The organism is Streptomyces sp. NPDC101191 (assembly GCF_044767915.1).
In the GTDB taxonomy this organism is placed as follows: Bacteria; Actinomycetota; Actinomycetes; order Streptomycetales; family Streptomycetaceae; genus Streptomyces.
The window spans coordinates 372,301-394,144 of record NZ_JBIWOU010000005.1; the positions used below are offsets into that span (position 1 = coordinate 372,301).

General features: G+C 73.0%; 18 protein-coding genes. 10 read left to right on the forward strand and 8 right to left on the reverse strand.

Features of this window, described 5'->3' with window-relative positions; genetic code table 11:
• Positions 1-253: 253 nt before the first annotated feature.
• A complete protein-coding gene (locus ACIRQF_RS21575; protein ID WP_382478713.1) occupies positions 254-1,147 on the forward strand; it encodes a GyrI-like domain-containing protein in 894 nt (297 codons plus the stop codon).
• Here the strand turns inward: ACIRQF_RS21575 and ACIRQF_RS21580 are convergent.
• Positions 1,125-1,538, reverse strand: a complete 414-nt coding sequence (locus ACIRQF_RS21580) for a Zn-ribbon domain-containing OB-fold protein (RefSeq protein ID WP_404094126.1) — start codon at positions 1,536-1,538, stop codon at positions 1,125-1,127. The genes ACIRQF_RS21575 and ACIRQF_RS21580 overlap by 23 nt on opposite strands.
• Positions 1,538-1,987, reverse strand: a complete 450-nt coding sequence (locus ACIRQF_RS21585; RefSeq protein ID WP_404094128.1) for a DoxX family protein — start codon at positions 1,985-1,987, stop codon at positions 1,538-1,540. Before ACIRQF_RS21585 ends, ACIRQF_RS21580 begins: the two co-directional genes overlap by 1 nt.
• 179 nt (positions 1,988-2,166) lie before the next feature.
• On the opposite strand from ACIRQF_RS21585, the gene ACIRQF_RS21590 reads away from it, so the two are divergent.
• Positions 2,167-3,342, forward strand: a complete 1,176-nt coding sequence (locus ACIRQF_RS21590; RefSeq protein ID WP_389753631.1) for a flavin-containing monooxygenase — start codon at positions 2,167-2,169, stop codon at positions 3,340-3,342.
• Between the two features lie 43 nt (positions 3,343-3,385).
• On the opposite strand, the gene ACIRQF_RS21595 is transcribed toward ACIRQF_RS21590, so the two are convergent.
• Positions 3,386-5,062 carry a hypothetical protein gene (locus ACIRQF_RS21595; protein WP_404094131.1) on the reverse strand — a complete coding sequence of 559 codons (1,677 nt, stop codon included), beginning with the start codon at positions 5,060-5,062 and terminating at the stop codon, positions 3,386-3,388.
• A gap of 161 nt (positions 5,063-5,223) precedes the next feature.
• On the opposite strand from ACIRQF_RS21595, the gene ACIRQF_RS21600 reads away from it, so the two are divergent.
• Both ACIRQF_RS21600 and ACIRQF_RS21605 read left to right on the forward strand, forming a co-directional pair.
• Complete coding sequence (locus ACIRQF_RS21600; protein WP_404094133.1) at positions 5,224-7,449, forward strand: acetate--CoA ligase family protein; 2,226 nt, start codon at positions 5,224-5,226, stop codon at positions 7,447-7,449.
• Between the two features lie 9 nt (positions 7,450-7,458).
• The gene (locus ACIRQF_RS21605) at positions 7,459-8,250 is read left to right on the forward strand and encodes an enoyl-CoA hydratase/isomerase family protein (protein ID WP_404094135.1); all 792 of its coding nucleotides are present in this window, start codon (positions 7,459-7,461) and stop codon (positions 8,248-8,250) included.
• A gap of 80 nt (positions 8,251-8,330) precedes the next feature.
• On the opposite strand, the gene ACIRQF_RS21610 is transcribed toward ACIRQF_RS21605, so the two are convergent.
• Positions 8,331-9,230 (reverse strand): chitosanase, encoded by a 900-nt coding sequence (locus ACIRQF_RS21610; RefSeq protein WP_404094138.1) that lies wholly within the window; start codon positions 9,228-9,230, stop codon positions 8,331-8,333.
• A gap of 663 nt (positions 9,231-9,893) precedes the next feature.
• Between ACIRQF_RS21610 and ACIRQF_RS21615 the strand changes: the two genes are divergently transcribed.
• The 4 genes from ACIRQF_RS21615 to ACIRQF_RS21630 all read left to right on the forward strand — a co-directional run bounded on the left by ACIRQF_RS21615 (position 9,894) and on the right by ACIRQF_RS21630 (position 14,863).
• On the forward strand, positions 9,894-10,715 hold the full coding sequence (locus ACIRQF_RS21615) for a hypothetical protein (protein WP_404094140.1): 822 nt from the start codon (positions 9,894-9,896) through the stop codon (positions 10,713-10,715).
• A 113-nt stretch (positions 10,716-10,828) separates the two neighbouring features.
• Positions 10,829-12,922 (forward strand): bifunctional polysaccharide deacetylase/glycosyltransferase family 2 protein, encoded by a 2,094-nt coding sequence (locus ACIRQF_RS21620; protein ID WP_389753686.1) that lies wholly within the window; start codon positions 10,829-10,831, stop codon positions 12,920-12,922.
• Positions 12,919-14,145 carry an acyltransferase gene (locus ACIRQF_RS21625; RefSeq protein ID WP_404094142.1) on the forward strand — a complete coding sequence of 409 codons (1,227 nt, stop codon included), beginning with the start codon at positions 12,919-12,921 and terminating at the stop codon, positions 14,143-14,145. The genes ACIRQF_RS21620 and ACIRQF_RS21625 overlap by 4 nt, the downstream gene beginning before the upstream one ends.
• Positions 14,146-14,278: 133 nt before the next feature.
• Positions 14,279-14,863 (forward strand): flavin reductase family protein, encoded by a 585-nt coding sequence (locus ACIRQF_RS21630; RefSeq protein WP_404094552.1) that lies wholly within the window; start codon positions 14,279-14,281, stop codon positions 14,861-14,863.
• A 55-nt stretch (positions 14,864-14,918) separates the two neighbouring features.
• Here ACIRQF_RS21630 and ACIRQF_RS21635 read toward each other — a convergent pair whose 3' ends face one another.
• Both ACIRQF_RS21635 and ACIRQF_RS21640 read right to left on the reverse strand, forming a co-directional pair.
• Positions 14,919-16,250 (reverse strand): MFS transporter, encoded by a 1,332-nt coding sequence (locus tag ACIRQF_RS21635; RefSeq protein WP_404094145.1) that lies wholly within the window; start codon positions 16,248-16,250, stop codon positions 14,919-14,921.
• Between the two features lie 67 nt (positions 16,251-16,317).
• Positions 16,318-17,607 carry an MFS transporter gene (locus ACIRQF_RS21640; RefSeq protein ID WP_404094555.1) on the reverse strand — a complete coding sequence of 430 codons (1,290 nt, stop codon included), beginning with the start codon at positions 17,605-17,607 and terminating at the stop codon, positions 16,318-16,320.
• Between the two features lie 64 nt (positions 17,608-17,671).
• Here ACIRQF_RS21640 and ACIRQF_RS21645 point away from each other — a divergent pair, with 64 nt between their 5' ends.
• Positions 17,672-18,649 carry a GlxA family transcriptional regulator gene (locus tag ACIRQF_RS21645; RefSeq protein ID WP_382478735.1) on the forward strand — a complete coding sequence of 326 codons (978 nt, stop codon included), beginning with the start codon at positions 17,672-17,674 and terminating at the stop codon, positions 18,647-18,649.
• A gap of 158 nt (positions 18,650-18,807) precedes the next feature.
• Here ACIRQF_RS21645 and ACIRQF_RS21650 read toward each other — a convergent pair whose 3' ends face one another.
• Both ACIRQF_RS21650 and ACIRQF_RS21655 read right to left on the reverse strand, forming a co-directional pair.
• A complete protein-coding gene (locus ACIRQF_RS21650) occupies positions 18,808-19,857 on the reverse strand; it encodes a Zn-dependent alcohol dehydrogenase (RefSeq protein ID WP_404094148.1) in 1,050 nt (349 codons plus the stop codon).
• A complete protein-coding gene (locus ACIRQF_RS21655; protein ID WP_389753654.1) occupies positions 19,854-20,786 on the reverse strand; it encodes an SDR family oxidoreductase in 933 nt (310 codons plus the stop codon). Before ACIRQF_RS21655 ends, ACIRQF_RS21650 begins: the two co-directional genes overlap by 4 nt.
• A 102-nt stretch (positions 20,787-20,888) precedes the next feature.
• Between ACIRQF_RS21655 and ACIRQF_RS21660 the strand changes: the two genes are divergently transcribed.
• On the forward strand, positions 20,889-21,839 hold the full coding sequence (locus ACIRQF_RS21660; protein WP_382478737.1) for a cyclase family protein: 951 nt from the start codon (positions 20,889-20,891) through the stop codon (positions 21,837-21,839).
• The last annotated feature ends 5 nt before the right edge of the window (positions 21,840-21,844 follow it).

The following is a 21,844-nucleotide window of genomic DNA, read 5'->3' on the forward strand; positions in this document are numbered from 1 at the left end:
CCTTCCGGCCCCACACCAAGACCGTAGGAGTTGACGCCGCGGCAACCGCAAGTCCGGCGCGAGCGTGTCACTCCGGCACCGACACTGGTGACGGGAGACGGGCCGGGGACGCAGGCGGGGAATGATCCGTCACCCGCCGCGGGCCGGGCCACGGGACCGGTCCGGGCACCCGACCGTTCCGGGCATCGACGGTCGGGTCCCGGGAGGCCGGTGGTTCCTACGGTGAAGACGTCAGAAGGAAGGACACGCACCCGTGCTGGAACAGCTCAACCAGGCCCTCGACCACATCGAGCGGTGCCTCGACGCGGACGGCGGCCGGGAGGTCGACGTCACCGAGGTGGCGCGGATCGCGATGACGTCGGAGTACCACTTCCGGCGCCTGTTCTCGGCGCTCGCCGGGATGCCGCTCTCCGTGTACGTACGGCGGCGGCGCATGACGCTCGCCGGGGCCGAGGTGCTGGGCGGGGAGCGGACGCTGCTCGACGTGGCCGTGCGGTACGGGTACGGCTCGGGCGAGGCGTTCGCGCGGGCGTTCCGGTCGGTGCACGGCATCGGGCCGGGCGAGGCCCGGCGCACGGGCGCGACGCTCACGGCGCAGCCGCGCATGTCCTTCCGTGTCGTCGTCGAAGGGAGTACGACCATGCGGTACCGGATCGTCGAGAAGGACGCGTTCCGTGTCGCCGGCAGGAAGGCGCGGGTCCCGCTCGTGCACGAGGGGGTCAACGCGGCCGCCGCGGCGCACGTGGAGAGCCTGGACGAGCGGGCGATCGTACGGATGAAGGAGCTGGCCGACGGGGAGCCGGAGGGGGTCCTGTCGGCGGTGGTGCACCTGACCGACAGCCGGGAGGAGGGCGCCGAGGTGGACTACTGGATCGGTGTCGTCACGGGCGCCGGGGAGCCCGTCGAAGGGCTCGACTCCCTCGACGTACCGGCCGGGACCTGGGCGGTCTTCGACAACCACGGGCCCTATCCGATCGCGCTGCAGGAGCTGTGGCGCGACGTGTTCACCCAGTGGTTCCCGTCCAGCCCGTACGTGAGCCGGCCGGGCCCCGAGCTGCTGCGGACCCGGCCGGTGGAGATCGGCGCGGAGACGGACTCCCAGCTGTGGATCCCGGTCGAGCGGGTCAGCGGGAGCGCCGGGGCGTGAACACCGGCACCTGGACGTCGCCTTCCGCCCGGAAGGCGACGTCCAGGTCCATCCCGATGCGCAGCGCGGACTCGGGGCAGTCCACGATCTCGGTCATCATCCGCGGGCCTTCGGCCAGGTCGACGACCGCCGCCACGTAGGGGACCCGCTCGCCGAAGGGCGGGAGGTCGTTGCGGTGCACGACGGACCACGTGTAGAGCACGGCGAGCCCGCTCGCCGGGCGCCATTCGACGGCCTCGCTCCAGCAGTGCGGGCAGAACTCGCGCGGATAGTGGTGGGGCCGGTCGCAGGCGGTGCAGTGGCGCAGCAGGAGGCGCCCCTCGGCGGCGGCGTCCCAGTAGGGGCGGGTGAAGGCGTCCACGTCCGGGAGGCTCGCGGGGGTTGCCGTCATCAGAAGAGTCCGATCGCGTGGTCGAGGGACCAGGTCTGCCAGGACATCGCGAAGAGGGCGACGAGGGAGATCAGCGCCATCATCGCGTTCTGCCCCTGCTCGGCCCAGTCGTGGATCATCAGGGTGAGGTAGAGCAGGTTGAGCAGCAGGCCGCCGACGAGCGCGACGGGCGTGAGGAAACCGGCGACCAGGCCGAGTCCGAGGGCGAGTTCGGCGTAGACGACCACGTACGCCATGAGCCTGGGGCGCGGGGCGACGACCGTGTCGAAGCCGTTCTTCACCGCCGCCCACCGGTGCTTGGCGGCGACGTCGGCCGCCCAGGCGATGCCGGTGCCGCGCTCGAACCAGCCCTTGCGGTCCTTGTGACGCCAGCTCTCCAGCCACCACAGGCCGAGGCCGATGCGGAGGACGGCGAGCCATTCGGCGCCGGTGAGCCAGATCGTCTGCATGTGCCCGACCGCCCTTCGGATATAAAATCTGACACTCCGTCAGTTCAGTCGTCAGTTCAGCGGATGGCCACCCCTCTCCGCAAGACCTCTGCCGAACCTCTGCATGCGTGATCGATTCGCAACCGAACTCCCTCTTGACCGAGACCCACGGCGTGTACGCGTCATTACGCTCAGCAGTCATGACCGTCACCCCCCAGTCCCACCCCGTCTACGTCATCGGCGGCGGACCCGGCGGACTCGCCGTCGCCGCCGCCCTGCGCGCGCGGGGCGTACGGGCCGTCGTCCTGGAGAAGTCCGACGCCGTCGGCCACTCCTGGCGCCACCACTACGACCGGCTGCGGCTGCACACCACCCGCCGGCTCTCCGCCCTGCCCGGCCTCAAGATCCCCCGCTCCTTCGGGCGCTGGGTCGCCCGGGCCGACGTGGTGCGCTACCTGGAGAAGTACGCCGAGTTCCACGACCTGGAGATCGTGACCGGTGTGGAGGTCGACCGGGTCGAGCGGGCGGAGTCCCCGGACGAGGGCCGCTGGATCCTGCACGCCACCGGGGGCCGGCGGCTCGTCGGCAGCGCCGTCGTCGTCGCCACCGGCCACAACCACACGCCCCGCGTCCCCGACTGGCCCGGCCTCGACACCTACACCGGCACCGGCGGCGGCACTCTCCTGCACGCCCGCGAGTACCGCAACCCCGAGCCGTACCAGGGCCTGGACGTGCTCGTCGTCGGCGCGGGCAACACCGGGGCCGAGATAGCGGCGGACCTCGCCGAGGGCGGCGCCGCGCGGGTGCGCCTCGCGGTGCGCACCGCGCCGTACATCGTGCGCCGCGCCACGCTCGGCTGGCCCTCCCAGCGCAACGGCATCCTCGTGCGGCGGCTGCCGGTGGGCCTGGTGGACCGGATGACCGGGCTCCTCGGCCGCTTCATGACCGCCGACCTCTCGGAGCACGGGCTGCCCCGGCCCGAGGGCGGCCTCTACTCACGGGTGGGGCAGGGCGCGATCCCCGTGCAGGACGTGGGCCTCGTCGCCGCCGTACGGGCCGGAAAGGTCGAACCGGTCGCCGCCGTCGACTCCTTCGACGGCGCCGAGGTCGTCCTCGCCGACGGCTCCCGCATCACCCCGGACGCGGTCGTCGCCGCGACCGGCTACCGGCGCGCCCTGGAGCCCCTGATCGGCCACCTCGGCGTCCTGGACGCCCGTGGGCGCCCGGTGACCCGGGGTGCCCGCTGCCCCGCCGAGGCCCCCGGGCTCTACTTCACCGGCTTCACCAACCCGATCAGCGGGATGTTCCGCGAGATGGCGCTCGACGCGGAGCGCATCGCCCGGCGGATCGCCCGCAGCCACTCCGGGAAGCGCTGAGGGCCGCCGGGGGCCGCGCCCGTCGCCGTGACGGGCCGGCCCGTCACCCCACCCCGTACTCGAGACGCATCTCGTCCCGCACCGACACCGCGACGGCCGCACCGCCCTGCCGCGCCGAGGCGGCCGTCGTGACGACCGCCCGGGTGTTGCCGTCCGCCCAGGCGCACATGTCGAAGCCCTCGCCCCGTACGGTCACCGACTGGCAGGCCAAGGTCACCTTGCGCCCGTCCACGCCCTTCTCCGTCCGCTCCACGGGCGGCCTGACGAGCACGACCCCCTCCGCCCGGGCCGCCTCCTCCAGCATGCGCCTCCGGGCCCGGTCCGGGTCCCGGATGCTGCCGTAGGCGCCGTCGACGGCGATCCACAGGTCCGGGCCGATGCCGCCGCCCGCGGCCGCGCTCGAGAAGAACGCCGACACCGGGGTCATGCCGCGCTCGTTGGCGTCGTCACGCGAGGTGGTCACGGTCGGCACCCCGGCGGGACGGGGCTCGTGGATGCGGCTGTCGTCCCAGAGGTTCGAGGCGACGAGCCGGTAGCGGGGCGCCGGGAACCCCCGTGCGGGACGGTCGGGGCGGCCCGGGCCCACCAGGACGGCCGTCCCCGCCACCGCACAGGCGAGGGCGCCGGCCAGGATCCCCGCCAGGGCGGCAGGCCGGCCGCGACGCACCCGCAGCACCAGGACCCCGCCCACGAGGACCACGGCCGCGGTCAGCAGGACCGCGCCGGCGACCGCCCACCGGTTCGTGCCGAGGGCCCCCCGGGCGGGCGCCGCGGTGACGGTGAACACGACGGAGTCGTTCGTCCGGTCCCGCTCGAAGGCGAGCCCGTCCTCCTTCGCCCCCGGCACGACCGAGACACTGCCCCGCGCCCCTTCGAGGGCCTTGTCGATGCGCAGTTCGAGCGGTTCCGCCGTCAGGCACCGGTAGCGGTGGCCCTCCGCGGAGTCCCTCGTCCGGCAGTGCTCCAGGTCCCGCCGCTCGACCGGGCTCATGCCCCCGGGAACGACGTACTCGACCTCCACCGGAGGCGCCGCGAACGGATCGACGCCGGATCGGTAGAACCCCGGTCCGCCCTTGCGCCACTCGGGACGGAGCAGGACGGTGTCCCCGACGGCGCCCGTGAACGTCCGCTCCGCCAGGACGATCTCGTGGTCGGTGGAACTGTCGGCGAGAACATCGACGGTGGTCGTGCCCGGGACGCGGCCGACCGGGCCGGCGGGCCGGTCGGTCCGGACGAGACGCAGCGGCGGTCCGTCGCCCCGCGAGACGACCTCGCCGACCCGCTCCCGCGCGTACTCCAGCCCGTCGATCGGGTCGGCCCGGATCTCGACGCGCTCGTTGAGGGCGCGCTCGGCGAGCCGGAAGCGCGGCGGACGGAGCGGTGCGTAGACCCCGCCCGCTTCGAGGGTCGTCCCCTCGAGGACGCAGTACACGTGGAAGCCGCCGTGGACCGCGCGGCCGTAGGAGCAGTTGGAGGGGCGGTCCGCGGTGTCCAGACCCGTGGAACCGTCGAAGGAGATCACCACGCCCCGGTTCCCGCCCGCCCCGGCCGACACGGTGAACGGCACGGCGACGGCGTCGCCCGGCTTCGGCCGGGCGGTGATCTGGCCGGCGGTCACGGTCGGCCACGGCACGGGCCGTGGCGCCGCCTGGGCAGGGCAGCCCGCGAAGGTCAGCGCCAGGGCCGCCAGGGCGGCGGCCACCAGGACACGGATCGACATCGTCGTCCCCTTTCGTTCCGTTTCATGACTCTCCGCGACGCGGTTCGGTTGCACTCCTTTGCCCGCACACCCATTCCTGACTCATCGTCAGTTCTGTAATCTGACTGTGCGTCAGAGAAGGGATTCGGTCGGGAATCGGAACGGACGGGCGGAGCGAAACGATGCTTGGATCCACTCACGGCACCTTCACCACGGACCTCCGCGCCCGCGTCGACGCCTGCGGCGAGCAGCCCGCCCGGGCCGTCGTGCACGGCGTCGCCGCCCTGGAGGGCGACACGGACGTCAGCGGGCGCCCGCTGTACGCGCCGGTGCCCGAACTCGACCGGTTCTTCCGGCCCGAAGTCGTCGCCGTCGTCGGCGCCTCGGACACCGAGGGACGGCCCAACACCGGGATCACCCGGCAGCTGATCGACTGGGCCGAACGGGTGGGGGCGCGCGTCGTCCCCGTGCACCCGGCCCGTACCGCCGTCTTCGGCATCGACTGCGTGGCATCGGTGGCCGACCTCGACGAGTCCGTCGACCTGGCCGTCCTGCTCGTCGCCGACCCGCTGCCGGTGATCGAGCAACTGGGCACGTCCAAGGTCAGGTTCGCGGTCGCCTTCGCCTCCGGCTTCGCCGAGACCGGGGAGGCGGGCGAACAGGCCCAGGAACGCCTCGCCGACGCCGTCGAGCGGTCCGGCCTCCGGCTGCTCGGCCCCAACACCAACCTCAACGCCTTCGAGCGCTTCCGCGAGGACCTCGACGGGCCCGCCGTCGCGCTCATCACCCAGTCCGGCCACCAGGGCCGGCCCGTCTTCACCATGCAGGAGCTCGGCGTCCGCCTCTCCCACTGGGCGCCCACCGGCAACGAGGCCGACCTGGAGACCGCCGACTTCATCTCGTACTTCGCCCACCGGCCCGAGGTCGGCGCCATCGCCTGCTACGTCGAGGGGCTCAAGGACGGGCGGTCCTTCCTGCTCGCCGCCGACCAGGCCGCCCGCCGCCGGGTGCCGGTGGTCGCCGTGAAGGTCGGCCGCACGGAGGCCGGGGCGCGGATGGCCGCCTCGCACACCGGAAAGCTCACCGGCGCCGACCAGGTCGTCGACGCCGCGATGCGGCAGTTCGGGGTGATCCGGGTCGACGGGCTCGACCAGCTCCAGGACACCGCGGCGCTGCTCGCCCGGGCCCGCCGGCCGGTCGCCGACGGCGTCGTCGTCTACTCCATCTCCGGCGGCACCGGCGCCCACTTCTCCGATCTGGCCACCGCCGCCGGACTCACCCTGCCGACGCTCTCGCAGGCCCGGCAGGACGAACTGCACCAGTGGATCCCCGACTACCTGAGCGTGGCCAACCCGGTCGACAACGGCGGGCACCCGGTGGGCGACTGGCGCGGCCCGAAGATCATCGACGCGATCCTCGCCGACCCGGCGGTCGGGGTGCTGATCTGTCCCATCACCGGCCCCTTCCCGCCCATGAGCGACAAGCTCGCCCAGGACCTCGTCGACGCGGCCGAGCGAACCGACAAGCTGATCTGCGTGGTCTGGGGCTCCCCCGTCGGGACCGAGGAGGCCTACCGGACGACCCTGCTCGGCTCCTCGCGGGTCGCCACCTTCCGCACCTTCGGCAACTGCATCGGCGCCGTGAAGGCGTATCTCGACCACCATCGCTTCACCACCGGCTACCGCTCCCCCTTCGACGACGCCCCGCGCACCCCCTCCCCTTCCTTCCGCAAGGCCCAGGCCCTGATGCGGCCCGGCCACCGGCTCAGCGAGCACGCGGCCAAACAGCTGCTGCGCGCGTACGGGATACGGGTGCCGCGCGAGCAGTTGGTGACCAGCGCCGCCGCGGCCGTACGTGCGGCGGGCCTGGTCGGCTACCCGGTCGTCATGAAGGCCTCCGGTCCGCAGCTCGCCCACAAGACGGAGCTGGGCCTGGTGAAGGTCGGACTCACCTCCGCCAGCCAGATCCGGGACGCCTACCGGGAGCTGACCGACATCGCCCGCTACGAGGGCATCGACCTGGACGGCATCCTGGTCTGCCAGATGGTGGGGCGCGGGGTCGAGATGGTGGTCGGCGTCACCCGCGACCCGCTCTTCGGGCCGACGGTCACCGTCGGTCTCGGCGGGGTCCTCGTGGAGGTCCTGAACGACGCGGCCGTGCGCGTACCGCCCTTCGGGGAGCGTGAGGCCCGGGACATGCTCGGCGAACTGCGCGGCCGGGCCCTGCTCGACGGCGTACGTGGCGCACCCGCGGCCGACGTCGACGCGCTCGTGGAGGTCGTCCTGCGGGTGCAGCGCATGGCGCTCGAACTCGACGGGCAGCTGTCCGAACTGGACATCAATCCGCTGATGGTGCTGCCGCGCGGGCAGGGGGCGGTGGCCCTGGACGCGCTCGCGGTGTGCCGATAGGAGACGACGATGGCCGAGGTACTGCACACCGTCGAGAACGGCGTCGCGTGGATCACGCTCAACCGGCCCGAGGCGATGAACGCGCTGACGTGGGACCAGCGGGAGCGGATCATCACGCTGCTCGCGGACGCCTCCGCCGACCCGCAGGTGCGGGCGGTGGTCGTGACCGCGACCGGACGCGGCTTCTGCGCCGGCGCCGACCTGCGCGGAGGGCCGTCCGCGCCGGCGCGGGAGCGCGTCACGGGCGACGTGGCCCGGATGATCCGGCAGGGGGCGCAGCGCTTCATCGGCGCCGTACTGGACTGCGAGAAGCCCGTGATCGCGGCGGTGAACGGGACCGCCGCCGGGATCGGGGCGCACCTGGCGTTCGCCTGCGACCTGGTGCTCGCGGCGGAGTCCGTGACGTTCGTGGAGGTCTTCGTCCGGCGCGGGATCGTGCCGGACGGCGGCGGGGCGTATCTGCTGCCGCGCCTGGTGGGCCCGCAGCGCGCCAAGGAGCTGATGTTCTTCGGCGACGCCCTGCCGGCGGCCGAGGCGCGGACGATGGGCCTGGTCAACCGGGTCGTACCGGCGGAGGACCTGGAGAAGACGGCCCGCGAGTGGGCCGAGCGCCTGGCCCAGGGCCCGACCCGCGCCCTGGCCCTGACGAAGCAGCTGGTGAACGCCTCCCTGGAGTCCGACCGCAGGACCGCCTTCGCGGCGGAGGCGGCGGCGCAGGAGCTCTGCATGACCTCGCGGGACGCGCAGGAAGGGGTGGCGGCCTTCGTGGAACGCCGGAGGCCGACGTACGAGGGGCGTTAGCGGGTGTCCCGCCCGGTCGGGGGCGGCCCGGTCGGTACTGGCGCGGGCGGCCCGGTCGGTGAGACAGCCCTCGGGGGGCGTCAGGTGCGGTACTCCCGGCCGTAGACCGTCCACCGGAGCGGAGGGTCGAGTTCCAGCCGGCCCTCTTCGAGGAACCGCCGGAGCGTCGTGTCGACCCTGCTGGTGTCGTTGTCGTTGCGCTTCGCCCGGATCGCCTCGCGGTGCCTGTCCAGGAAGGCGTGGAGGTAGGCCTCCTCGTCGCCGCCCTCGGCCGGGGTGTCCGCCTCGGCCATGGCCCGTTCGCGCAGTTCGTAGAAGCCGTTCGCGGTGATGTCGGGGCCGTGGAAGACCATCGCGTCGTAGTAGACCAACTGCCCCAGGGTGGCGAGGCCGTCGAGCTTGGCCAGGCGGACGGCGGGTTCGAAGTAGACCCGGTCCCGCTCCGCGTCCTGGGCCTCGCGGAACGCCTCGACCTTCGCCTCCGCCTGCCAGGCCGCGGTGAAGCCGGGGTCCAGGCCCTCGTGCGAGTCCGTGCCGTCGACCGCGCGCAGGGCGGGCAGGTAGCGGGCCAGGCCGTTGCCCGGATGCTTCTCGGTGTAGTGCTCCACGAGGCTGAGCAGGTCGTGGGTCCCCGTACAGAATCCGACGATTCCCGCGGTGTAACCCTGCCCGTCCCCGACGTCCCTGACGGTGCCGTACGTACGGCGCCAGTCGAGGGTGGCGTGCACGGCGCTCGCCTCGATCCGCCCCGCCAGCTCCTTCTTCGCCGGGGCGGCCAGCCCGGCCGGCATCGCGTCGACCGCCTCCTCGTCCTCCGGGTCCGGGGGGTTCTCCGCGGCGGCCTTGGCCTCCTGGCGCGACTGCGGAGCCGCGGCTCCGGCCGGTGCGCCACCTTCCGGATGTCCGGGTGCGAAGAGGTAGGCCACCGCCGTCACCACGACGGGAAGGGCCGCGGCGAGAAGGCATCCGGCGCGTTTCATGGCGCACAGAGTAACCGCGGCCCGTCGCGGCTCCGGCAGGGTCCGGCGCCGCACCTCCCGGCCGGAACGGGCCGCTTCCCGCTCCGCGTCCTGCGGGAAGGACGGCGGAACCGCGGACGGGCGAATTGCCGTCCACGGGGATGACGACTCGGCGCTACGGCCGGGTAGGGATCCGGGTTGGGCTGATTTCGGCCACATCCCGATCCTTCACAGGAACTCCACAGTCGAGGGAAACATCTCCTCGGCAGATCCATGCGCTACCCTCATGGCCCCCGGGCACAGTGCGACAGAGGGGGCGTTCGAGCCAACGTGGGTTCGATCCTGTGAACAGGTACGTCGACCCGGGAGCGTACGTGCGCCCGAAAATGTTTCTTGGGGATGTGCGACGCAGTGGAACAGTGGCCGGATCACAGTCAACCTGACGGACGATTCTTCGCTCACGGAAGCGACCCCGTCAGCGACGGGCAGGGACACCCCCTCTTCCCCGGGGGGAGCGGTACGCCCTTCGCGACGGGCGCGACCATGCCCCCGGAAGCCGTCGCGGGCGCGCAACTCCACGCGGGCTTCCCCCCGTCACCCACCGTGTTCGAGGGTGAGGGCTCCGCGACGTCGGTCCTCCCGGCCGCGCGGCCCGTCGCTTCACCGCCGCAAAGTGACACGCGCATGACACCGCCGTTGGTCACGGCCCCCTTCGAGCACGCCCTCACGGCCCCCTTCGAGCACGCTGTCACGCCCTTCGAGCACGCTGTCACGGCCCCCTTCGAGCACGCCCCCGCGACCCCCTTCGAGGACACCGACGCGTTCGACCGCGCGCACGATCCCCACGAGGTCACGGTCCAGATGGACGCCATCCGGATAGGCGGGCAGGACGGCGGCCGGCTCCTGCCGGCCGAGGCCGCGCCCGCGCTCCGCAGCGAGCCCAACCCCGTCTTCGTCGACGAGTCCGGCCGCCGCAGCCGCCGCTACCGGCGCATCGGCACCCTGGTCGGGATCGTCTGCGCCGTCTACGCCGTGGTCATCGTGGTCACGCTGCTGACCGGCAACTCCTCCGCGCCCTGGGTACCCGTCCCGGAGCAGGAGAAGGTCCTGCCCGCCGGGGAGGACGGGGCCTCACCGTCGGCGACCGACACGGCGTCCCCGTCCCCCTCCCTGAGCAGCGCCCCCACGCCGAGCACCACCCCCGACGGCACGCGCTCCGCGACCCCCACCCGGGCGCCCTCCCCGTCGCGCACCCCCGGTCCGACCACCGCCGCGCCCTCCAGGAGCGCCACGGCCCCCACCCCGGACCGCACCTCCCCGGGCCCGCGTCCCGGGTCCACCCGCACGGCGACCACCCCGCCGACCACCGCCCCCACCGGCCTCGGCACCCCCGACACCTCCGCGTCCCCCGCCGACGGCGCGCCCATGACCCTCGGCCTCGGCCGCCCGGCACCCACCCGGTACGGCAACGCCGTCGCCCCCACCCCCTCCGAGAACATCCTGTGACCCCACCGCGCAACCGAAGACGCCGTCCCCGCGCCGCCGCCCGGGGCGGCCCGCGCCGCTCGCTGCCCCTCCGCTTCGTCCTTCCCTCACTGGTCCTGGTCGCCGTGGTGACCATGCTGATGCTGCGCGGCTACGTGCACAGCGAGATCCTCGCCGACCACCGCGTCCGTGGCGAAGCCGCCGCCGACACGGTGCCCGAGGAGGTGCTCGAGGGCGGACCGGTCATCGACACCCGTGACGGCGGCCGGCCGACCAGCCTGAGCGTGCCCGACCACAGCCTCGTCCTCACCTTCGACGACGGGCCGGACCCCACCTGGACCCCCCGGGTGCTCGACGTGCTGAAGAAGCACCGGGCCCACGCGGTCTTCTTCGTCACCGGCACCATGGCGTCCCGGCACCCCGAACTCGTCCGCCGCATGGTGGCCGAGGGGCACGAGGTCGGCCTGCACACCTTCAACCACCCCGACCTCTCGTACCAGTCCAAGCGCCGCATCGACTGGGAGCTGTCCCAGAACCAGCTGGCGCTCGTCGGGTCGGCCGGCATCCGCTCGTCCCTCTTCCGGCCGCCGTACTCCTCCTTCGCCGACGCCATGGACGACGCCTCCTGGCCGGTGACCGAGTACGTCGGCACCCGCGGCTACCTCACCGTCGTCAACAACACCGACAGCGAGGACTGGCGGCGGCCCGGCGTCGCCCGGATCATCCGCAACGCGACCCCGAAGCACGGCGAGGGCGCGATCGTCCTCATGCACGACTCCGGCGGCGACCGCAGCCAGACGGTACGGGCGCTGGACACGTTCCTGCCCCGGATGCAGGACGAGGGCTACCGCTTCCAGAACCTCACCGAGGCGCTCGACGCACCCAGCGCCAACACCCCCGTCACGGGCGTGGAGCTGTGGAAGGGCAAGGCCTGGGTCGGCATGGTGCAGGCCTCGGACGACCTCACCGACGGGCTGGTCGTCGCGCTGGCGGTCATCGGCGTGCTGGTCTTCACCCGCTTCGGCCTGATGCTGGTGCTGTCCGGCGCCCATGCGCACCGGGTGCGCCGCAAGGGCTTCCGCTGGGGTCCGCAACCGGTCACCGAGCCCGTCTCCGTGCTGGTGCCGGCGTACAACGAGGCCAAGTGCATCGAGAACACCGTGCGTTCCCTCATGACGAGCGAGCACCCCATCGAGATCGTCGTCATCGACGACGGCTCCGGGGACGGAACCGCCCGCATCGTCGAGGACATGCGGCTGCCGAACGTGCGCGTCGTGCGCCAGCTGAACGCGGGCAAGCCGGCCGCGCTCAACCGGGGCGTGGCGAACGCCCGTCACGACCTGATCGTGATGATGGACGGCGACACCGTCTTCGAGCCGTCCACCGTGCGCGAACTCGTCCAGCCCTTCGCCGACCCCCGGGTCGGCGCGGTCGCCGGCAACGCCAAGGTCGGCAACAAGGACTCGATGATCGGCGCCTGGCAGCACATCGAGTACGTGATGGGCTTCAACCTGGACCGCCGGATGTACGACGTGCTGGGCTGCATGCCGACGATCCCCGGCGCGGTCGGGGCCTTCCGGCGCACGGCGCTGGAGCGGGTCGGCGGCATGAGCGACGACACGCTCGCCGAGGACACCGACATCACCATGGCCCTGCACCGCGACGGCTGGCGGGTCGTGTACTCGGAGAACGCGCGGGCCTGGACCGAGGCGCCGGAGACCGTGCAGCAGCTGTGGTCCCAGCGCTACCGCTGGTCGTACGGCACGATGCAGGCGATCTGGAAGCACCGCCGTGCCGTGGTGGACCGGGGTCCCTCGGGCCGCTTCGGCCGCGTGGGACTGCCGCTGGTCTCGCTGTTCATGGTCGTGGCGCCGCTCCTGGCGCCGCTCATCGACGTGTTCCTCCTGTACGGCCTCGTCTTCGGCCCCACCGGGAAGACCGTCACCGCCTGGCTGGGTGTCCTGGCCGTCCAGGCGGTCTGCGCCGCCTACGCCTTCAGGCTGGACCGGGAGAAGATGACCCACCTCATCTCCCTGCCCCTCCAGCAGATCCTCTACCGGCAGCTCATGTACGTCGTCCTGCTCCAGTCCTGGATCACCGCTCTCACCGGCGGCCGGCTGCGCTGGCAGAAGCTGCGGCGCACGGGAGTGGTGGAGGCGGCACCGGGTGCGGTGCCGCAGCAGCAGTCCGCGGGGACCACGGCGGGCGATCGGGGGGCGGTCCGATGACGACGCACGAGCGGGCGGTGACACCGCCGCGGACCGCGCCGGCGTCCCTCCCGGAGCAGGGCCGCCCGGTCGCCGGGTCCGGCCCGGTCCCGGCGGCCCCGAAGCCGGGCCGGGACCGCTACCTGGACCTGCTGCGCTCCGTCGCGCTGGTCCGCGTGGTGGCGTACCACATCTTCGGCTGGGGCTGGCTGTCGGTCGTCTTCCCCTCCATGGGCGTGATGTTCGCGCTGGCGGGCATGCTGATGGCCCGTTCCCTCGACCGCCCGGCGCGCCAGGTGATCATGAGCCGGGTGCGGCGTCTCCTGCCGCCCCTGTGGGCGTTCAGCGCGGTGACCCTGGTCCTGCTCCTCGTCGACGGCTGGCATCCGCTGAAGGACCCGGACGAGGGCGGCACCTGGGGCCTGGTCCGGCTGCTGACGTACCTGGTGCCGGTCGGCGCCCCGCCCTATCCGTCCGACGACGACTGGGCGATGCAGGCGGCGGGCCCGCTCTGGTACCTGCGCACCTACCTGTGGTTCGTGGTGGCCTCGCCCCTGCTGCTGCGGGCGTTCCGCCGCGTGCCGTGGGCGATGCTCCTGGCCCCGCTGGGGCTGACGGCGCTCATCGGGACCGGCCTGGTCACCATTCCCGGCGAGACCGGCGAGGGCGTCACCGACTTCGCGGTCTACGCCTCCTGCTGGATGCTCGGCTTCGCGCACCACGACGGCGTGCTGCAGCGGATCCCGCGGTACGCCGCGGTGTCCTGGGCCTTCCTGGTGATGGCCTTCGGCCTGTGGTGGGCGTCGGGCCATCTGACCGCCGAGGGCTGGGACCTCAACGAGATCCCGCTGGCGCAGGCGACCTGGTCGTTCGGCTTCGTGGTGATCCTGCTCCAGTACGCCCCCTCCTGGCAGAGCCTGCCGGGGCGGCTGGCGAAGTGGGACGGGCTCGTCACCCTGTCCAACAACCGCGCGGTCACCATCTACCTGTGGCACAACCTGCTCATCGGCCTGGCCGAGGTGATCGTCAACCTGGGGTACGAGCTGCCGTTCCTGGACAGCGACCGGGGGAACGCGGCCCTCGACGCGACGTACCTGCTGTGGAGCTTCGTCCTGGTCTGGCCCTTGATCGCGCTCGCGATCCTGGCGTTCGGCTGGATCGAGGACGTCGCGGCGCGGCGGCGACCGCGGCTGTGGCCGAACGGGGCCGCCCGCCCCGCCGCGCGCCGCGCCCGGCGCGCCTAGTCGGTGCCGGGGGGACGGCCGACACCGGCGACCTGCCGGTGCCGGCCCGTCCCGATCCCACGGCGGTCCCGCACGAGCCTTCTCATCTGACACACCGTCAGCTTCAATGGCGGATGTGATGGGACATGCTGGGATGGCGGCCACCGCCGTCCGATACCTCAGGTCGGCCGGAGCGCCCACGGCCGCGGAACCCCTGCCCCGCCCCGCGCTCCGGGCGGTACGGGACGACGAGCGGCTGCCCGTCGATCCGGCCGAGTTCCGGCGCGTGCTGGGACACTTCGCGAGCGGCGTCACGATCGTGACCGCGCTCGACGCCGACGGCCCGGCCGGCTTCGCCTGCCAGTCCTTCGCCTCGCTGTCGCTCGACCCGCCGCTGATCGCCTTCATGGTCGCCCGCACGTCGACGACCTGGCCGCGGATCGCCCGCGCCGGGCGCTTCTGCGTCAACATCCTGGGAGCGCGACAGGGCGGGCTGTGCCGGGCGTTCGCGGTGAGCGGGGCGGACAAGTTCGCGGGCGTGGACTGGACCCCGGCCCCGTCGACCGGCTCGCCCCTCCTGCCGGACGCCCCGGCCTGGGTGGACTGCACGATCGCGACGGTCCACACGGGCGGCGACCACCTCATCGTGGTGGGCCGCGTGGAGGCACTGGGCGCCACCGCCGGGGGCGGGGACCCGCTGCTGTTCCACCGGGGCCGGTTCGGACGCTTCGAGGGCTGACGCCGGCCCGCGGGAACGCGCGTCCACGGCCCGGAACCGGCCGCCGGGAGCAGGGTCAGGCCGCCGGGAGCGTCCGCGACCCTGGACGCCGGATCACCAGGGCCATCAGGGCCGCCGCCGCGCACAGGGCGCCCGAGGCGTACCAGACGAGGTCGTACGAGCCGAAGACGTCGCGGGCGACGCCGCCCGCGAAGGCGATGACGGCGGCGCCGACCTGGTGGGAGGCGAGGACCCAGCCGAAGACGATGGCGCTGTCCTCACCGTAGTGCTCGCGGCACAGGGCGATGGTGGGCGGGACCGTGGCGACCCAGTCGAGACCGTAGAAGACGATGAAGAAGAGCATCGGCGGGTGCACCGAGGGGGCCAGGAGGATCGGGAGGAAGAGGAGCGAGATGCCGCGCAGGGCGTAGTAGACGGCGAGCAGGCGGCGCGGTGAGAAGCGGTCGGTGAACCAGCCGGAGGCGATCGTGCCGACGACGTCGAAGACGCCGATGACCGCGAGGAGTCCGGCCGCCGCCTGGACGGGCATGCCGTGGTCGTGGGCTGCGGGCACGAAGTGGGTCTTGACCAGGCCGTTCGTCGAGGCGCCGCAGATCGCGAAGGTGCCGGCGAGCAGCCAGAACGGGCCGGTGCGGGCCGCCTTGAGGAGGACGGTGACCGCGCGGCGCGCGGCACCGGTGACGGGCGCGGGCTTCTCGGCGTACTCCCCGCCGTACGGGGCGAGGCCCGCGTCGGCCGGATGGTCGCGCAGCAGCAGCCACACGAAGGGGACGACGGCGAGCGCCGCGAGGGCGACGGTCACGGCGGCCGGGCGCCAGCCGTGGTGCTCGACCAGCCAGGACAGCAGCGGCAGGAAGACCAGCTGGCCGGAGGCGCCGGCCGCCGTGAGGATGCCGGTGACCAGGCCCCGCCTCGCCACGAACCAGCGGTTGGTGACGGTCGCCGCGAAGGCGAGGGCCATGGAACCGCTGCCGAGGCCGACGAGGACGCCCCAGTAGAGGACCAGCTGCCAGGTGGCCGTCATCCACACGGTAAGGAGCGAGCCGAGCGCGATCACGCTCAGCGCCCCCGCGACGACCCGGCGGATGCCGAAGCGGTCCATGAGCGCGGCCGCGAACGGCGCCGTCAGGCCGTAGAGGGCCAGGTTCACCGAGACCGCGAAGCCGATCGCGCCGCGCGACCAGTGGAACTCCCCGTGCAGCGGCTCGATGAGCAGCCCGGGCAGGGAGGCGAAGGCCGCCGCGCCGATGATCGTGACGAAGGTGACGGCGGCGACGAACCACGCCCGGTGCACGCGGGGCGCGCGGACGGGACCGCCGGGAGTGCGGAGGGAGGAAGGGCCGGAGGCGGCGGGGGTCTCGGTTGTCTGGGTCACGTCACCCAGCATCCCGAGCCCTCCCCACCCCCACCATTGGCCCGAACGACAGCTTTCCAAAGAATCGGGCCATCCCCGGTCACCCGCGCGGCGTCGCCCTCGGCAGCGTCCTGATCGGGCGCACCACCAGCAGCGCCGTCACCACGAGCACCGCGATGCCCGCCCCCGAGAGCAGCACCTCCCGCGTGCCCACCACGGCCGCCACCGGACCCGACAGGGCCCGGCCGACGCCCATCATCAGCAGGGATCCGGCCACGTCGTACGCGTGCATGCGGTTCAGCGCGTCCTGCGGGACGTGGGTCTGGACCGAGGTCGACCACATGACCAGCCAGAAGGCGAAGGCCGCGCCGCCGATGAACTGCCCCGCGCCGAGCAGCGGCACCGGCGCGCCCGTACCGAGCAGCAGGAGGTTGACCGGCAGGCCGAGCAACGCGACCGCCCCGGCGGCGAGCGGGCGGACCGGGCGGAGCCGCAGGGCGAGCAGGCCGCCGACGGCGCTGCCCGCGCCGTTGACCGCCATCAGCACGCCGTACGTCGCCGAGCCGTGGTCCTCGGTCACCAGGCTCGCGGTGAGCGGCACCATCGGGCCGGCGACGGTCAGCCCGTAGACGGTCCAGATGGCGATGACGCCCCACAGCCAGCTGCGGGAGCGGAACTCACGCCAGCCGAGGGCCAGTTCCGAGGCCATCGAGCCGCGCCGGACGGCGTCGGAGGGAACGGGGGCGATCCGCATGAGGAGGAAGCAGACCGCGCTGACCGCGAAGACGGAGGCGTTGACGGCCCAGGCCGCGCCCGCGTTCCACAGGGCGACGAGCAGACCGGCGAGGGCCGGTCCCGCCATGGTCATCAGGGCCTCGACGACCCGCAGCACCGCGTTGGCGCGCTGCACGTCGGGGGCGATGCGGGGGATCGTGGAGGCGACGCCGGGCTGGAAGAGCGCGGCACCGACGCCGCTGACCACGGACAGCGCGTACACGGCCCACAGCGGCGGGCTGCCGAGCGCGAAGGTCACCGCGAGGAGCACGGTGCCGGGCAGCCGGACCAGATCCGCCGTGATCATCATCCGGCGGGCGGTGAACCGGTCCGCGAGCACCCCGCCGAAGAGCACGAAACACGCGAAGGCGGCGGTCCACAGACCGAGCGCGTAGCCGACGGAGGAGCCGGAGTGCCCGGCTCCGATGAGCCCGGCGGCGAAGGCGACCGGGACCATGCCCTCGCCGAGGACGGCGACCGCGCGGGCGACGAAGAAGAGCCGGAAGTTACGGTTCCACAGGGCGGGCGGCCCGTCCCGTCCGGCTTCGGGGGCCGACCCCGGTACGGGAATCCGCTCGGTGGCCTCAGACTTGTACGTGTTGTCCGTCACGAACAGACACACGTACCAGGACGTGGTCTGGACCACCACTCTTTTACGGAGGGATCTCACTGTGCGACCCATGCGGCCCCATCGCGTCGCCGTCCTCGCCCTCCCCGGCCTCCTCCCCTTCGAACTGGGCATTCCCCACCGGATCTTCGGACGCGCCAAGGACCCCTCGGGCCGGCCGCTGTACGAGATCCTGACCTGCGCGACCGCCCCCGGGCCGGTCCCGACGGACGCCGACTTCGCCGTGCACGTCGAGCACGGTCCCGAGATCCTGGCCACCGCCGACACGGTCGTCGTACCCGCCTCGTACGAGCTCGGCCCGGTGTACGAGGAGGGCCGGCTCGGCCCCGAGCTGGCGGCGGCCCTCGCGCACGTCCGGCCCGGCACGCGGCTCGTCTCCATCTGCACCGGCGGCTACGTGCTCGCCGCCGCCGGGCTCCTCGACGGGCGCCCGGCCACCACCCACTGGGCCTCCGCCGACCACTTCCAGCGGCTCTTCCCGAAGGTGCGGGTGGACGCGGACGTGCTGTTCGTGGACGACGGGGACGTGCTCACCTCGGCCGGCGTCGCCGCGGGCATCGACCTGTGCCTGCACATCGTGCGCCGCGACCACGGCACGGCCGTCGCCAACGAGGTGGCCCGGCGCACCGTCGTGCCCCCGCACCGGGACGGCGGGCAGGCGCAGTACATCGCGCGGCCGGTGCCCGAGCCGGGGACCTCGACCACGACCGCGGCCCGGGCCTGGGCGCTCGCCCACCTCCACGAGCCCATCCAGCTGCGGGACCTGGCCGTACGGGAGTCGATGAGCGTACGGACCTTCACCCGCCGCTTCCGCGACGAGGTCGGCGTCAGCCCCGGCCAGTGGCTCACCCAGCAGCGGGTGGAACGCGCCCGCCACCTGCTGGAGTCCACGGACCTGCCGGTCGACCAGATCGCCCACGACGCCGGCTTCGGCACCGCCCAGTCGTTGCGCGTGCACCTGCAGACGGCCATCGGCGTGACCCCGACGGCCTACCGGCGCACCTTCCGTGCGGCGGGCTCACCGGCCTGATGCGGACCGCCCCCGCGCCGTGGTGAGCGGGGCCGGTCACCGGTCGGAGTCCAGGGTCCGCGGACGTTCCCGCCCCACGGCCGGCGGAGCGGCCGGTGCGCGGACGTCCGGCGTGATCCGGAACCCGCCCCACAGGCCGGCCGCCCGGGCGCGGGCCCTCAGAAGATGAGCACGCCCCGCGCCACCTTCCCCTGCTCCATGTCCTCCACCGCCCGGGCGAAGTCCTCCACCGGGTAGGTGGTGGTGACCAGTTCGTCGAGCAGGAGGCGACCCGTGCCGTACAACTCGGCGTACAGGGCGATGTCCTTCTGGGGCCGGGAGGATCCGTAGCGGCAGCCCAGGATGGACTTGTCCAGGAACATCGCGGCGGGCAGGAACGTCGCCTCGGCCTTCGGCGCCGTCATGCCGAGCAGGATCGCCTGCCCGTGGCGGTCGAGAAGATCGACCGCGGCGCGGACGAGCGCGGTGTGCCCGACGCACTCGAAGACGTGGTCGGCCCCGGTGGGCAGGATCTCCCGTACGGCGTCGGTGGACGTCAGGAAGTGCGTGGCGCCGAACTGCCGGGCCGGTCCCTCCTTGGCCGGGTTGGTGTCGACGGCGACGATCGTGGTCGCGCCGGCGATCCGGGCGCCCTGGAGGACGTTGAGGCCGATGCCGCCGGTGCCGAGGACGACGACGCTCTCGCCCCGGTCGACCTTCGCGCGGTTGAGGACGGCGCCGACGCCGGTGAGGACGCCGCAGCCCATGAGGGCGGCGGAGGTGAGGGGAACGGTGTCGGGGATCCGCACGGCCTGGACGGCCTTGACGACGGTCCGCTCGGCGAAGGCGGAGTTGGAGGCGAACTGGAACAGCGGGGTGCCGGCCCGGGAGAACGGCTGCCCCGGCATGCCGATCGCCTTGCGGCACATGGTGGGGCGGCCGCGGTCGCAGTCGGCGCAGGCGCCGCAGTTCGCGAGCGTGGACAGGGCGACGTGGTCGCCGGGGGCGACGTGGGTGACACCGGGCCCGACGGCCTCGACGACACCGGCGCCCTCGTGCCCGAGGACCACGGGCGGCGGGAAGGGGATCGTGCCGTCGACGACGGACAGATCGCTGTGGCAGAGCCCCGCCGCGGCGACGCCGACGAGCACCTCGCCCGGACCGGGGTCACGGACCTCCAGGTCGTCGACGACCCGGACCTGCTTGCCGTCGAAGACGACTCCTCTCATGATCCGTTCTCCTTACCGGAGTTGGGGCGGCCGCCGGCGGCCGCCGCGCGGGCCATCTCCTCCAGCTGCTGGAGCATCGGCATGGGGTCGATCCCCACCGTCCCCGGCAGGAAGTCGGCGATCCGCTCCGGTGTCCAGGCACCGCCCTCGGCGTAGCCGGCGCGCAGCTCGCGCGGCTGCGCCCAGACCGCGATCTTGGGCCCGGCGATCGTGTAGACCTGACCGGTGACGCGCTCGGCCCGGGCGCGGTCGGAGAGCAGGTAGACGACGAGCGCGGCGACGTCCTCGGGCTCGCCGATCTCCTTGAGCTCCATGGGCACGTTGGCCGACATCCGGGTGCGGGCCACCGGGGCGACGGCGTTGGCCGTCACGCCGTACTTGTGCAGCCCGAGCGCGGCACTGCGGACCAGGGAGATGATGCCGCCCTTGGCCGCGGAGTAGTTGGCCTGGGCCACCGAGCCCTGGTGGTTGCCGCTGGTGAAGCCGATGAGCGCCCCGGAGCCCTGTCGCCGCATCACGGCGGACGCGGCCCGGAAGAGGGTGAAGGTGCCCTTCAGATGGGTGGCGACCACGGGGTCCCACTCCTCCTCGGACATGTTGAAGAGCATGCGCTCGCGCAGGATGCCCGCGACGCAGACCACCCCGTCGATCCGTCCGTACTCGGCGAGCGCCACGTCCACCACGCGCTGCCCGCCCGCCATCGTCGAGATGTCGTCGGCGACGGCCACGGCCGCGCCGCCCGCCGCCTCGATCTCCTTGACGACGGACTCGGCTATCTCGCTCGTCGGTTCGCCGCCCTCGATGGAGACGCCGTAGTCGTTGACGACGACCTTCGCGCCCTCCGCCGCACAGGCGAGGGCGACCGCACGGCCGATCCCCCGGCCCGCCCCCGTCACGGCGACGACCTTTCCTGCCAAGAAGTTCCCCACGCCCGGCCCCTTCCCGCAATTTCTGACGGTCCGTTAGATTCAGGTGTCGACAGGATTCTACGGTCCGTCAGATACCGGAAAACAAGACCTCGGAGGCGCCCGATGTCCTTCCCGACCCCTCACCCCCCGGCCCTCCCTCCCGCGTTCCACGACATCGCCAAGCGGGTGAACAACTGGGGGCGCTGGGGTCAGGACGACGAGATCGGCACCCTCAACCTGATCACCGACGAGGTGGTGCGGGAGGCCGCCGCGACCGTCCGCACCGGACTGCGGGTCCCGCTCGCCGTCGACCTCAAACAGGACGGCGTACAGACCGGCATGATCCCCGGCCGGGTCAACCCGCTGCACGTCATGGTGCAGATCAACCAGGAACTCTTCGGCCCCGGTACCGTCGCCACCAGCGACGACGCCGTGACCCTCGGCCTCCAGGCGGGCACCCACTGGGACGCCCTCACCCATGTCTCGCACTCGGGCCGGATCTACAACGGGCGCCCCGCCGCGACCATCACCCCGCACGGGCGATCCGAGTTCAGTGGCATCCACACCGCACGGCACGTCGTGAGCCGCGGCGTCCTGCTCGACGTGGCGGCGGCCAAGGGCGTCGACCGGCTGCCCGGCGACCACGCCGTCACCCCCGAAGACCTCGACGAGGCAGCCGAGTTCGGCGGGGTCACCGTACGGGCCGGGGACATCGTGCTCGTACGGACCGGGCAGATCCAGGCCTATCTGGCCGGCGACCGGCACGGTTACGCCTTCCCGTCACCCGGCCTGTCCGTCCGTACGCCCGAGTGGTTCCACGCCCGGGACGTGGCGGCCGTCGCCAACGACACGCTCACCTTCGAGATCTTCCCGCCCGAGATCGAGAACCTGTGGCTTCCGGTACACGCCCTCGACCTCGTCGAGATGGGCATGCTCCAGGGTCAGAACTGGAACCTGGAAACGTTGTCCACAACCTGTGCACAGGAACGGCGCCACGCCTTCCTGCTCTCCGCGATGCCCGAACCCTTCGTGGGCGGCACGGGCACACCGGTGGCCCCGGTAGCGGTCTTCTGACCGCG

Excerpts from the sequence above, each read along its gene's own strand:
- ACIRQF_RS21585 (WP_404094128.1), bottom strand. The coding sequence starts at position 1,987 with ATGCAGACGATCTGGCTCACCGGCGCCGAATGGCTCGCCGTCCTCCGC.
- ACIRQF_RS21590 (WP_389753631.1), top strand. The coding sequence starts at position 2,167 with ATGACCGTCACCCCCCAGTCCCACCCCGTCTACGTCATCGGCGGCGGA.
- ACIRQF_RS21620 (WP_389753686.1), top strand. The coding sequence starts at position 10,829 with ATGCTGATGCTGCGCGGCTACGTGCACAGCGAGATCCTCGCCGACCAC.
- ACIRQF_RS21615 (WP_404094140.1), top strand. The coding sequence starts at position 9,894 with ATGACACCGCCGTTGGTCACGGCCCCCTTCGAGCACGCCCTCACGGCC.
- ACIRQF_RS21630 (WP_404094552.1), top strand. The coding sequence starts at position 14,279 with ATGGCGGCCACCGCCGTCCGATACCTCAGGTCGGCCGGAGCGCCCACG.
- ACIRQF_RS21660 (WP_382478737.1), top strand. The coding sequence starts at position 20,889 with ATGTCCTTCCCGACCCCTCACCCCCCGGCCCTCCCTCCCGCGTTCCAC.
- ACIRQF_RS21635 (WP_404094145.1), bottom strand. The coding sequence starts at position 16,250 with ATGCTGGGTGACGTGACCCAGACAACCGAGACCCCCGCCGCCTCCGGC.
- ACIRQF_RS21625 (WP_404094142.1), top strand. The coding sequence starts at position 12,919 with ATGACGACGCACGAGCGGGCGGTGACACCGCCGCGGACCGCGCCGGCG.
- ACIRQF_RS21600 (WP_404094133.1), top strand. The coding sequence starts at position 5,224 with ATGCTTGGATCCACTCACGGCACCTTCACCACGGACCTCCGCGCCCGC.
- ACIRQF_RS21645 (WP_382478735.1), top strand. The coding sequence starts at position 17,672 with ATGCGGCCCCATCGCGTCGCCGTCCTCGCCCTCCCCGGCCTCCTCCCC.
- ACIRQF_RS21610 (WP_404094138.1), bottom strand. The coding sequence starts at position 9,230 with ATGAAACGCGCCGGATGCCTTCTCGCCGCGGCCCTTCCCGTCGTGGTG.
- ACIRQF_RS21605 (WP_404094135.1), top strand. The coding sequence starts at position 7,459 with ATGGCCGAGGTACTGCACACCGTCGAGAACGGCGTCGCGTGGATCACG.
- ACIRQF_RS21595 (WP_404094131.1), bottom strand. The coding sequence starts at position 5,062 with ATGTCGATCCGTGTCCTGGTGGCCGCCGCCCTGGCGGCCCTGGCGCTG.
- ACIRQF_RS21650 (WP_404094148.1), bottom strand. The coding sequence starts at position 19,857 with ATGAGAGGAGTCGTCTTCGACGGCAAGCAGGTCCGGGTCGTCGACGAC.
- ACIRQF_RS21580 (WP_404094126.1), bottom strand. The coding sequence starts at position 1,538 with ATGACGGCAACCCCCGCGAGCCTCCCGGACGTGGACGCCTTCACCCGC.